At 46.8% G+C, this 12320-nt stretch carries 11 protein-coding genes; 4 read left to right on the forward strand and 7 right to left on the reverse strand.

Annotated elements, in window-relative coordinates; genetic code table 11:
* Positions 1-39: 39 nt before the first annotated feature.
* The 3 genes from APB76_RS08860 to glyQ form a co-directional block, all read right to left on the reverse strand.
* A complete protein-coding gene (locus tag APB76_RS08860) occupies positions 40-1290 on the reverse strand; it encodes a valine--pyruvate transaminase (RefSeq protein WP_054963309.1) in 1251 nt (416 codons plus the stop codon).
* A gap of 210 nt (positions 1291-1500) precedes the next feature.
* Positions 1501-3567, reverse strand: coding sequence for a glycine--tRNA ligase subunit beta (gene glyS, locus APB76_RS08865; protein ID WP_054963310.1), 2067 nt, complete (start codon positions 3565-3567; stop codon positions 1501-1503).
* 2 nt (positions 3568-3569) lie between these two features.
* On the reverse strand, positions 3570-4490 hold the full coding sequence (gene glyQ / locus APB76_RS08870) for a glycine--tRNA ligase subunit alpha (RefSeq protein ID WP_049844543.1): 921 nt from the start codon (positions 4488-4490) through the stop codon (positions 3570-3572).
* A gap of 441 nt (positions 4491-4931) precedes the next feature.
* On the opposite strand from glyQ, the gene APB76_RS08875 reads away from it, so the two are divergent.
* Entirely contained in the window at positions 4932-5489 is a 558-nt protein-coding gene (locus APB76_RS08875) for a TMEM165/GDT1 family protein (RefSeq protein ID WP_054963311.1), read from the forward strand.
* A 156-nt stretch (positions 5490-5645) separates the two neighbouring features.
* Entirely contained in the window at positions 5646-5906 is a 261-nt protein-coding gene (locus APB76_RS08880) for a hypothetical protein (protein ID WP_049844545.1), read from the forward strand.
* A 48-nt stretch (positions 5907-5954) separates the two neighbouring features.
* Here APB76_RS08880 and tusA read toward each other — a convergent pair whose 3' ends face one another.
* The gene (gene tusA, locus APB76_RS08885) at positions 5955-6203 is read right to left on the reverse strand and encodes a sulfurtransferase TusA (protein WP_049844546.1); all 249 of its coding nucleotides are present in this window, start codon (positions 6201-6203) and stop codon (positions 5955-5957) included.
* Positions 6204-6337: 134 nt separating this feature from the next.
* On the opposite strand from tusA, the gene APB76_RS08890 reads away from it, so the two are divergent.
* Both APB76_RS08890 and APB76_RS08895 read left to right on the forward strand, forming a co-directional pair.
* Positions 6338-6532: a hypothetical protein gene (locus APB76_RS08890; RefSeq protein WP_049844547.1), complete on the forward strand. Its 195-nt coding sequence runs from the start codon at positions 6338-6340 to the stop codon at positions 6530-6532.
* A 153-nt stretch (positions 6533-6685) separates the two neighbouring features.
* The gene (locus APB76_RS08895) at positions 6686-7627 is read left to right on the forward strand and encodes a LysR family transcriptional regulator (protein ID WP_054963312.1); all 942 of its coding nucleotides are present in this window, start codon (positions 6686-6688) and stop codon (positions 7625-7627) included.
* Between the two features lie 121 nt (positions 7628-7748).
* On the opposite strand, the gene acuI is transcribed toward APB76_RS08895, so the two are convergent.
* The 3 genes from acuI to ilvD all read right to left on the reverse strand — a co-directional run bounded on the left by acuI (position 7749) and on the right by ilvD (position 12305).
* On the reverse strand, positions 7749-8729 hold the full coding sequence (acuI, locus tag APB76_RS08900; RefSeq protein WP_054963313.1) for an acrylyl-CoA reductase (NADPH): 981 nt from the start codon (positions 8727-8729) through the stop codon (positions 7749-7751).
* A 201-nt stretch (positions 8730-8930) separates the two neighbouring features.
* Positions 8931-10460 carry a threonine ammonia-lyase, biosynthetic gene (gene ilvA, locus APB76_RS08905; protein ID WP_054963314.1) on the reverse strand — a complete coding sequence of 510 codons (1530 nt, stop codon included), beginning with the start codon at positions 10458-10460 and terminating at the stop codon, positions 8931-8933.
* Between the two features lie 3 nt (positions 10461-10463).
* Positions 10464-12305 (reverse strand): dihydroxy-acid dehydratase, encoded by a 1842-nt coding sequence (gene ilvD / locus APB76_RS08910; RefSeq protein WP_054963315.1) that lies wholly within the window; start codon positions 12303-12305, stop codon positions 10464-10466.
* Positions 12306-12320: the final 15 nt, after the last annotated feature.

Below are 12320 nucleotides of genomic sequence, written 5' to 3' on the forward strand. Positions count from 1 at the left end.
CCAAAGCTTTACCTTTGGGCTGCTTTAGTCTTGCCGTGCTTAATCTTGTTGATAGGCTTGCTCGACTTCCTCTGCGATAATTGCGATACCTTTCTGCATCATTTCATCATCTTGAACATAGTTCATACGTAAGCACTGATGAGCATGTTCCCAGTCATCTTCTTGGCCAATAAAGAAGTACTCGCCAGGGACAATCAGCACTCCTCGTGCTTTTAGGCGCTGATACAGTTCCATAGTGGTGATCGGCAGCTCATCAAACCAAAGCCAAAGGAAAATAGCCCCCTCTGGTTTGTGAATACGAAAACGTGAGTCAGTAATGGCGGTTTGCAATAGTTCTACTGCTCGTTGTGATTTCTGTTTGTAGAAAGGTTTAATCACTTCTGAGCTCAGCTTTAACAAATCCCCTTTGCCAATTATGTGGTTGGCAATCGCTGGTCCTAAACTGCCCGGAGCGAGACTGATAATGCCATTCATATTGGTCATAGCCTGAGTGATTTCTTCACTGGCAATGACAATGCCACAACGCACACCCGGCAAACCGAGTTTTGATAGGCTCATGCAAAGAATGGTGTTTTCATTCCAGAATGGCTCAACATCTTCAAAAATAATATTTGGAAACGGTAAACCGTAAGCATTATCAATGATCAGTGGGATGTTGTTTTCGCGCGCGAGCTTATCCAATTTATGGATCTCTTCGTCGGTCAGCACGTTGCCAGTCGGGTTGGTAGGGCGGGATGCACAGATAGCGGCGACAGAGTCATCTACCTTTAGCTGCTCAAAATCGACATGGTACTTAAATAGGCCATTATCGAGCATTTCAATCTCTGGGTGGTAAGAGACAAAGATATCTTCATCTATACCGGCATCGCCATAGCCAATGTATTCTGGTGCGAGCGGCAGTAAGATTTTTTTGTGTGAGCCATCAGGCTGCTTGCCGGCTAAAAGGTTAAATAGGTAGAAAAAGCCGCTTTGACTGCCGTTAGTCAAGCTGATGTTCTTTTCTGTGATATTCCAGCCATAAGTATCTTTGAGTAGCTTTGCTAGCGCTTTTACAAATGCATCTTTGCCTTGCGGCCCATCGTAATTGGCCATAGCAGCAACCAACTCTCCGCTCTCTAACAGTTCTTCGCTGGTGAGTCGAAAGTAATCGAGCATGGCAGGAATAGCGGCAGGGTTTCCCCCACCGAGCATGATGGCACCCGGTGTGCGTAGACCATCATTTAAATCATCCATTAACTGGGTAATACCTGAATACTGATTGAACTTTTCACCAAATTTAGAAAACTGCATTACTTTTTGTACCTAATTCATTGTTGTCATTGCTTTAGTCTTTAAACAGCTAGTGCGTGGCTAGCCAATAGAGTAATCCTTGAACATACCTTAATGATAATAGGACGAAAAGCACTAAATCAGTGCATTGGTAAAGAAAAGCCCAACTCCGAGGAGTTGGGCTTTAATACTCTTAACTAAAGTAAGGGCTTAAAATCATAATTTTAAGCGTTACTTTTGTAGTAGAGAAATATCGGCAATTTGTAGGAACAGGTTACGCAGGTTGTTTAGCAGCGTCAGGCGGTTCTTCTTCAAAGCTTCATCATCTGCCATTACCATTACGTTATCAAAGAAGGCATCTACAGGTTCACGTAGATCAGCTAGTTTGCTTAGGGCTTGTTGATAGTTGCCTGTCGCGAATACTGGCTCTAGCGCTTCAGTCATCACTTCAACACTCTCAGCTAGGGCTTTTTCTGCGTCTTCTTGCAGCAGTGCTAGATTGATCTCGTCAGCAAGCTCGCCGTCGAATTTCGCTAGGATGTTACCTACACGCTTATTTGCTGCGGCTAGGGCTTCTGCGGCTTCTAGTTCACGGAAATGCGATACCGCTTTAACGCGTTGGTCAAAGTCAGCGGGCTTGGTCGGGCGACGTGCTAGTACCGCTTGGATAACATCCACGCTGAAGCCTTCGTCTTTGTACCATGCATTGAAACGACCTAGCATGAAGTCGATAACGTCTTGCTCTACGTTGTCGTTAGTTAGCTTAGTACCAAATTGCACCTTGGCTTCACGAATAAGATCAACAAGATCTAAGTTGTAGCTGTTCTCAACGATGATGCGTAGTACACCTAGAGATGCACGGCGAAGTGCGAATGGGTCAGAACCCTTAGGTGCTTGGCCAATACCAAAGATACCAACGATAGTATCTAGCTTATCTGCCATAGCAACTGCAGATGAGATACCAGTGCTTGGTAGTTCGTCACCTGCGAAACGAGGCATGTACTGCTCGTACAGTGCTAGGGCTACTTGTTTGTCTTCACCATCGTGAGTTGCGTAGTGCATACCCATGACACCTTGAGTATCGGTAAATTCGAATACCATAGAGGTCATTAGGTCACATTTAGCCAGTAGGCCTGCACGAGTCGCTTTCTCTACGTCAGCATCAATCTGCTTAGCAATGTAACCAGATAGAGCGGTAATGCGGTCAGTCTTATCTTTGATTGTACCAAGTTGCTTTTGGAAGATAGCCTGCTCGAGTTCTGGCAGGCGGTCGATAAGAGGGCGCTTACGGTCAGTGTTAAAGAAGAATTCTGCATCTGCTAGACGTGGACGTACCACCTTCTCGTTACCTTCGATGACGTGGCGAGGCTCTTTCGATTCAATGTTTGATACGAAGATGAAGTTAGGTAGTAGCTTCTTGTTTTCGTCATACACTGGGAAGTACTTCTGGTCACCTTTCATGGTGTAAACCAGTGCTTCAGAAGGAACCTTCAGAAACTCTTCTTCAAACTTCGCAGTCAGAACAACTGGCCATTCAACTAGAGACGTTACTTCTTCCACTAGGTCGTCTTCTAGGTCCGCTGTACCACCAACCGCTGCTGCTGCTCTTTGCGAGTCAGCAAGGATGATTGCTTTACGCGCTTCGTAATCTGCCATTACTTTACCGCGTTCTTCTAGGATCGCTGGGTATTGCTCTGCAGACTCGATAGTAAACTCTTGCTCACCCATGAAGCGGTGACCACGGATAGTGCGATCTGATGCTACGCCTAAGATCTCACCTTCGATAAGGTCAGAGCCCATTAGCATAGTCAGTGTTTTAACTGGGCGAATGAACTGAGTCGTCTTGTTGCCCCAACGCATTGGTTTAGCGATCGGTAGATTAGCCAGTGCTTTTGCTGCAAGCTCAACAACGATTTCAGACGTTGCTTGGCCTTTGACTTCTTGTTTGAACAATAGCCATTCGCCTTTGTCTGTTACTAGGCGATCAGCTTGCTCAACAGTAATGCCATTACCACGAGCCCAGCCTTGCGCTGCTTTGGTTGCACTGCCGTCAGCATCGAATGCTACAGAAACAGCAGGACCGCGCTTCTCTACTACTTTGTCTGCTTGGCCTTCAGCTAGAGCTGAAACTTTAAGTGCTAGGCGACGAGGCGCTGCGTACCATTTAATACCTTCGTGGCTAAGGTTTGCGCCTTTTAGCTCAGCTTCGAAGTTTGCTGCGAACGCTTCCGCTAGAGTGCGAAGCTGCGTTGGTGGTAGCTCTTCAGTACCCAGTTCAATTAGAAATTCTTTAGCCATGATTACTTCTCCTCGCTCTTCTTACACATAGGGAAGCCAAGAGCTTCACGTGACGCGTAGTACGCTTGTGCAACTGATTTAGTCAGGTTGCGGATACGAAGGATGTAACGTTGGCGCTCTGTAACAGAGATAGCTTTGCGCGCATCAAGAATGTTGAATGCGTGACCAGCTTTAAGAATGCGCTCGTAAGCTGGAAGCGGTAGAGGCTTCTCTAGCTCAAGGAGCTCTTTACACTCTTTCTCGCACTGGTCGAAGAAAGTGAATAGGAAATCTACGTCAGCGTGCTCGAAGTTGTAGGTTGATTGTTCCACTTCGTTTTGGTGGAAGATATCACCATAAGTCACGTTGCTGCCGTCTGGTGCTACGTTCCATACAAGGTCGTAAACTGAGTCTACTTCTTGGATGTACATCGCTAGACGCTCGATACCGTAAGTGATCTCACCGGTTACTGGTTTACACTCAAGGCCACCGACTTGCTGGAAGTAAGTGAACTGCGTCACTTCCATGCCGTTTAGCCATACTTCCCAGCCTAGACCCCATGCGCCTAGCGTTGGGTTTTCCCAGTTGTCTTCTACGAAACGAATATCGTGTACTAGCGGGTCGATACCAAGAACTTCAAGCGAGCCTAGGTACAACTCCTGAATGTTATCTGGAGATGGCTTTAGAGCTACTTGGAACTGATAGTAGTGCTGCAGACGGTTCGGGTTTTCACCGTAACGGCCATCAGTCGGACGACGTGAAGGTTGAACGTAAGCTGTCGACATTGGCTCTGGGCCAAGTGCACGTAGACATGTCATTGGGTGAGAGGTGCCAGCACCTACTTCCATATCTAAAGGCTGTACAATGGTACAACCGTTTTGTGCCCAGTAATCCTGCAGCGCGAGGATCATTCCCTGGAAGGTTTTGATATCGTATTTTTGCATAGTAATTCGCGCGATTCTTGTGTCTAAAATTGAGAAAAAATAACAATCAAGTATACCCAGATATTTAGCATGGGAGTAGAGCTAATCTTGATTAATTCCTAGGCAAAATTCTCCTTTAATGGAATTTTAGTGGCTTATTCGTCCAAATTTTCCTAAAAGGGAGTTATTTGCAGTTTATTGCTTGAGAAACCGCATTTAGGTGGTTAGAATTCCGCCGTCTTTGGGGAGTAGCTTACTTAACTATCAACACTGGGAAGTTAGGTTCGTCCGTCAACATAATTGATGCAAAATCATCATGGCGTTCGAGATGGGTATTGACCACTTTAATCACATCAATGTCGATCCATTTAGCAAGACCTTAGACAAATCATCATGAACCGGGGTGGGGCGTGAGGTTTGTCTTTGGTTAAAATTATAATCCCTACCCCAGAAGAGCATGTCGTGAGCGTTTTAGCTATCTCTATCACTACCGTTGCATTGGCGGAAATTGGTGATAAAACTCAACTTTTATCCCTGCTTTTAGCCAGTCGATACCGCAAGCCTATACCCATCATCATAGCCATATTCTTAGCGACGATTGCTAATCATGCCTTAGCTGCGTGGTTAGGCGTAGTAGTGGCAGACTACCTTTCACCAGAGATTCTCAGGTGGGTGCTGGTGGTAAGCTTTATCGCCATGGCTGGCTGGGTATTGATTCCTGACAAGCTAGATGACGATGAGCAGATTTCTAATCGCGGTCCGTTTGTGGCGAGCTTTATTGCTTTCTTTATTGCTGAGATCGGAGATAAAACTCAAATCGCGACCTCAATTCTTGGCGCGCAATACCCAGATGCCCTTACTTGGGTCATATTCGGTACAACCATTGGAATGTTGCTTGCTAATGTACCTGTGGTGCTGATTGGTAAATTGTCCGCTGATAAGATGCCGTTTGACTTGATTCGAAAAATCACAGCATTGCTGTTTATTGCTTTGGCAACAGCGGCGGCTATCTTTGACTAAATGGTTGAAACTTGGTGTTAAATATCAATAACTAGCACTAAAAAGATCCAGTTCAAACTCTGACTAAAATTCGCTCTGAGTCGTGATCATTGCCATATAAGTGTCATACTTGTCATGGTACTTTAATCATGTGAATGATAGCGAGAGGGCAAGGTTATGCTTACACGTTATATGGGGATGACCCCAAAAAGTCAGAGTTACTTGTTCACCTTTGGATTAGCGCTGTGTTTACTGGCAATGGTTTTGACCGATATGTGGTTACCGATAGTGGCAGGTTCGTTTATTTTGACGGGATTGACCGTTGAAGCATGGATTCGCGTTGAGCATATTATCCCGATGCATGAGGAAATGCGTGCGATGCAAAAACAGCTCAGCAAACTCCAATCTGAAGTCCGTACTTTAGAATACGATGAATAAATTAACGGCAGCCTTTGTGGCTGCCGTCTTCTTTTCTGTTGTGGCGTTTTAAGCCATCCCTTTCTTAATCAAATACTGATATGGCAACTGCTCGGTTTGTGAGCCAATCAGTTGATGATCCATAAAGCGACAAAAGCTTGGGATATCACGAGTGGTCGATGGGTCGTCGGCTTTGACTAACAGCACTTCTCCATCTTGCATGGTACGAATTGTCTTCCTGACCATCATCACTGGCTCTGGGCAGCGTAATCCTTCTGCCTCTAATACCTTGGTTGCCTGCTGCGGATTGAATGTCATGGTCGTATCTTTGGTTGCTCAATTTGGCCTAGATAATACTAGTGAAGAAAAAATATTCAATAACCCCTTGGCAAAGCGATCATTTTGTTTTAACTTAGTTAACAACTTGGTAACATTTAAGCAAGGGAGCAAGTATGTTGACAGCGTTAGATCGTCTGACCATCTATTCAGTGCTGTGCTTTATCTCTTTTTGCGCACTTGTTTTACGTTCACCAGCAGAATCGTCGTCGTTTATGCCTCTACTCGGCATGGGGGCGACGGTGGTAGGGATTTGGCTTGAGATGCATCGCTGGCCGAGTGCATCTGAAGAACACGAAAACGATTTGTAGCGCTTCCAACTACGCTTCGTTTTTTATCACTACGCTCAACTACATTCCGACACTATCCCCAGTTTTCTTGGGCTTCCCCGCTGAAAGGCGGGATTTTTTTTGCCTGAAAAAGGTACAATGAGACTATGCCCATCTAAAGTGCGTGGTTAAAGCGTGGAATTAGAAGATATTTATCGTCGAGATCTTAATCTGTTAGTCGCATTACGCGTACTGATCGAAGAGTGCAGTGTCAGCAAAGCAGCTAAGCGCTTAAATCTCAGTCAATCTGCTATGAGCCGTGTTCTTGGTCGGTTACGAGACATGCTGGGTGACCCGTTATTCACCCGCCAAGGTCAGCATTTGATTCCAACTGAAAAAGCACTCGAAATTGATTGTTGTTTAGGTGAGCCGCTAGAGTCACTGCGTCAGTTATTATCACCTATCGAGTTTGAACCGCACTGCTGCGACCAGACGTTCAATATCGCCACCACCGATTACGCAATGCAAACTATTTTGCCGTTTGCTCTACCGCGTATTTACCAAGAAGCTCCTAATGTGTCGTTCAACTTTTTGCCACTTCAGCATGACAGATTAGCGGATCAACTCACCTCTGAAGGTGCAGATCTGGCGATCTGCCGGCCAATTGGTCCTGTAGAGCCATTACGCAGCGAAATCTTGGGGCGTGTTGGGGTGTTGTGCCTACTATCAAAGCAGCACCCACTGGCAGACAAAGAGTTTAGTTTACAGGACTATCTGAACTACCCTCACGCGATGATCGCCATCAGTGATGGCGTTAAGGCTTTAATCGAAGGGGCACTAGTTGATCAACCTAAGCGCAAGATGGTGCTGCGTGCATACCATCTAGAGGCTGCGTTAGCGATTGTCGATACCATGCCTCTGATCATTACGGTTCCGGCAGACTTGGCTTACTTGGTGGCCGAACGTTATGACTTAGTGATTAAACCGCTGCCTTTCCAATTTACCCCGTTTGATTACTCGATGATTTGGCATCCACGCTGTGAGCATTCGCCTGCACAAGAGTGGTTACGCGGAATAGTAAAGGAAGAATGCAGTCGCTTGATTGCCAAGCGTATTGAAGATATTGGTTTGGATTGATCAAAAGAATTAGAAATGTCATTGCGGAATTGAGGAACGAAATGTCCGGAATCTCTCGCGTTTAGAGATTCCTTACTCGTTCGTTCCTCACTCTAAGGAATGGCACTGTGTCGTTAAGCGATTAAAGTTTGATAACTACTCGGCCTGTTACTTGACCGTTAGTGATGTCTTCCGCGTATTTTGGCGCTTCAGCCAACTCTGCTTCAGTACATGCTTGCTCAAAGTAGCTATCTGGCAGTAGCTCTACCAGTTTCTCCCACGCGGCGATGCGTTTTTCGGTTGGGCAAGAGACTGAATCAATACCTTGTAGGCGAACGTTACGCAGAATGAATGGCATCACTGTGGTTGGTAGGTCAAAACCACCAGCAAGGCCACACGCAGCAACCGCACTGTTGTAATCCATTTGAGCGAGTACTTTCGCTAGCACTTTGCTGCCTACGGTATCTACCGCGCCAGCCCAAACTTGTTTCTCTAGTGGGCGTGCCGGTTGTTCAAACTCAACTCGGTCGATGATGCGGCTAGCACCAAGCTTTTCGAGTAGTGGGCCATTTTGTTCAACACGACCCGTTAGCGCAGCCACTTTATAGCCAAGCTCGGCAAGAAGCGTTACTGCTACAGAGCCAACACCGCCACTTGCACCAGTAACAAGAATTTCGCCATCTTCAGGTTTAATCCCTGCATCAAGTAGTGCTTGGACACATAGCATACCTGTGAAGCCTGCCGTACCAACCATCATGGCTTTCTTGCTGTCTAGCCCTTGTGGTAGTGGAACGAGCCAGTCAGCTTTAAGGCGTGCGCGCTGAGCCATACCACCCCAATGGTTTTCACCGACACCCCAACCAGTCAGGACAACCTTGTCACCGGCTTGGTAACGATTGTCTTCAGAGCTAACCACAGTGCCTGCTAGGTCGATACCTGGAACCATAGGAAAGTTGCGGATGATTTTGCCTTTACCTGTGATTGCTAAACCATCTTTATAGTTTAGTGATGAATAATCAACATCAATCAGTACGTCGCCTTCAGGCAGTTGTGCTTCGTCGATCTGCTCGATAGAAGCAATAGTACGTTTTTCTTCTTGGTTTAGAATCAGTGCGTTGAACATAAGTGGTCTCCACAAATAAGAGCGGCAATTTAAAAACTGGCTATGAGTGTAGATCCAAATTGGATATGACAAAAATGAAACTTTAGCATTGTATCTATGCGCATCACGCATTTTGACTAAAGTATAAGCAAGGGAGATAGATTGAGGGTTACAAATAACAAAAGCCCTTAATCGTGGGGGTTAAGGGCTTAGGTATCTGGATTAAGAAAGGAAGAATTTGTACGACGGGTTGTCGGTTTCATCCTTACACTGGTAACCCAGTTCGCGTAGGTGAGCGGAGAAGCGGGATAAGTCTGATTCATCTAGCTCAAAGCCACACAGCACGCGGCCATAATCCGCGCCATGGTTACGGTAGTTGAACAGGCTGATGTTCCAGTGTGTTCCCAGTGTGCTCAAGAACTTAAGCAGTGCTCCTGGGTATTCTGGGAACTCAAAGCTGTACAAACGTTCTTTAAGTGGCTTCGAGGGTTTGCCACCAATCATGTAGCGCACGTGCAGCTTAGCCATTTCATCGTCAGAAAGATCGACCACAGGGTAGCCACCATCACGCAAGTCATGAATGATGTTCTCCAGCTCTTCTTGACCACCTTGCAAGCGTACACCGACAAAGATGTTGGCTAATGCGTCATCGCTATAACGGTAGTTAAATTCAGTTACTGCTCGGCCACCAATCAGATTACAGAACTCAAAGAATGCCCCTTGTCGCTCAGGAATGGTGACGGCCAGTAGACCTTCACGCTTCTCACCCAGTTCACAGCGTTCCGAAACATAACGTAGTCCGTGGAAGTTGGTGTTAGCACCAGAAAGAACCGTCGCTAGGTTTTTACCTTTCAGTCCATTTTGCTCGGCAAATTTCTTCAAGCCCGCTAAAGCCAGCGCACCGGAAGGTTCGGCAATGGCGCGAGTGTCTTCAAAGATATCTTTTACTGCAGCGCAGATTTCATCGCTTGAGACCGAAATATGGCCATCAATGTATTTCTGACATAAGCGGAACGTCTCTTCACCAATTCGTTTCACCGCCACACCATCGGCGAACATGCTCACCTGATCCAGAACGACTGGTTCTCCGGCATCCAATGCTGCTTTTAAACAAGCGGAGTCTTCAGGCTCTACCGCAATAACTTTAATTTCAGGCATCAGTTGTTTGACTAACACTGCAACTCCAGCCGCTAGACCACCGCCACCAACAGGAACAAAGATGTAATCAAGATGGCCATTTTGCTGCAACATCTCCATACCTATGGTGCCTTGCCCCGCAATCACCAACGGGTGATCAAATGGTGGGACAAAGGTATAGCCGTGTTCAACAGACAGGCGCTCAGCTTCTGCTTTCGCTTCGTCAAAATTACTACCATGCAATACAACGTTGCCACCAAACCCACGAACTGCTTCGACTTTGATGTCTGGAGTAGTTTTAGGCATTACTATGGTGGTCTTGATGTCCAGTTTAGTACCTGATAGCGCCATACCTTGAGCGTGGTTGCCTGCAGAGGCAGCAATAACTCCCGCTGCTTTTTGCTCATCACTTAGGCTTGCGACCATGTTGTAAGCACCGCGCAATTTAAACGAGTGAACCGGTTGGCGGTCTTCACGTTTGATCTGCACATTATTACCAATACGTGCCGCAAGGCGAGGCATTTCCTGAAGTGGTGTTACAGTTGCCACTTCATAGACTGGAGCTCTTAATATCTGGCGCAGATAATCTGCGCCAGTTTGGTTGGTCAGAGTCATAAGCTAGCCCTCTAGCTTAGATTTATCTCGTACTGCACCTTTGTCAGCACTGGTTGCCATACTTGCGTACGCTTTAAGTGCAAATGAAACTTCACGTTGACGGTCAACTGGTTTCCAGCCTAACTCGTCTTGTTTTGCACGGCGCTCAGCAAGTTCCTGTTCTGAAACTTGTAAAGAAATGGAACGGTTTGGAATATCAATCGCGATCATATCGCCCTGTTTAACCAAGCCGATTGCACCGCCGTTGGCTGCCTCTGGAGAAGCGTGGCCAATTGAAAGCCCCGATGTTCCACCAGAGAAACGACCGTCAGTCAGTAGCGCACACTCTTTACCTAGACCCATAGATTTTAGGTAAGTGGTTGGGTAGAGCATTTCTTGCATGCCCGGACCACCTTTAGGACCTTCGTAACGGATAATAACCACATCACCTGCTTTGACTTTACCGCCCAAGATGCCTTCAACCGCATCTTCTTGGCTTTCAAATACTACGGCAGGGCCTGTGAACTTAAGGATGCTTTCATCGACGCCCGCAGTCTTAACAATACAGCCATCTAGCGCGATGTTACCCGACAGTACCGCTAGGCCACCCTCTTGGCTAAAGGCGTTATCTTTAGTTCGAATACAACCCTCGACACGGTCGTCATCAAGGCGGTCCCAGCGACAATCTTGCGAGAAGGCTTTAGTGGTGCGAATTCCTGCAGGGCCTGCGCGGAAGAACTTGAGTACGTCTTCATCTTCAGTTTGAATGATGTCGTATTTGGCGAGCTGCTCCTTCATCGAAACACCAAGCACAGTGCGGGCATCATTGTGTAGTAGGCCAGCGCGATCCAGTTCACCAAGAATCGCCATTACACCGCCCGCGCGGTGCACGTCTTCCATGTGGTACTTCGGAGTTGAAGGGGCTACCTTACATAGGTGTGGAACTTGGCGAGATAGGCGATCAATGTCATCCATATCGAAATCAATGTCGCCTTCTTGCGCTGCGGCTAGTAGGTGCAAAATGGTGTTGGTTGAACCGCCCATTGCGATATCTAGCGCCATGGCGTTTTCGAACGCATCGAAAGTAGCAATATTACGTGGCAGAGCCGATTCATCATCTTGCTCGTAGTAACGACGCGTCAGTTCAACGATACGCTTACCAGCATTGATGAATAGCTCTTCGCGGTCGGCGTGTGTTGCCAGCATTGAACCATTACCTGGTTGAGACAGACCCAGCGCTTCGGTTAGACAATTCATGGAGTTGGCTGTGAACATACCAGAGCAAGAGCCACAAGTAGGACATGCGCTGCGCTCAATCTGCTCGCTTTGCTCATCGGATACTTTCGGGTCAGCACCTTGGATCATTGCATCAACAAGGTCGAGTTTGATCAGTTGGTCAGAAAGCTTGGTTTTACCCGCTTCCATTGGGCCGCCAGAAACGAAGATTACCGGAATGTTGAGGCGCATTGACGCCATTAGCATTCCCGGAGTGATTTTGTCACAGTTTGAGATACACACCATAGCATCGGCACAGTGTGCGTTAACCATGTACTCGACTGAGTCGGCAATCAGTTCGCGTGATGGCAATGAATAAAGCATACCGCCGTGCCCCATCGCGATTCCATCATCTACTGCAATGGTGTTGAACTCTTTAGCGATACCGCCTGCTTTCTCAATTTCACCTGCAACCAACTGACCCATATCTTTTAGGTGTACGTGGCCTGGTACAAATTGAGTAAACGAGTTTACTACGGCAATGATTGGCTTACCGAAGTCTTCATCTTTAACGCCCGTGGCACGCCATAAGGCGCGCGCACCGGCCATATTGCGTCCGTGTGTTGTGGTTGCTGATCTATATTTTGGCATTGTGTTACTTCCTAT

It is taken from the genome of Vibrio bivalvicida, from assembly GCF_001399455.2.
Taxonomy (GTDB): Bacteria; Pseudomonadota; Gammaproteobacteria; order Enterobacterales; family Vibrionaceae; genus Vibrio; species Vibrio bivalvicida.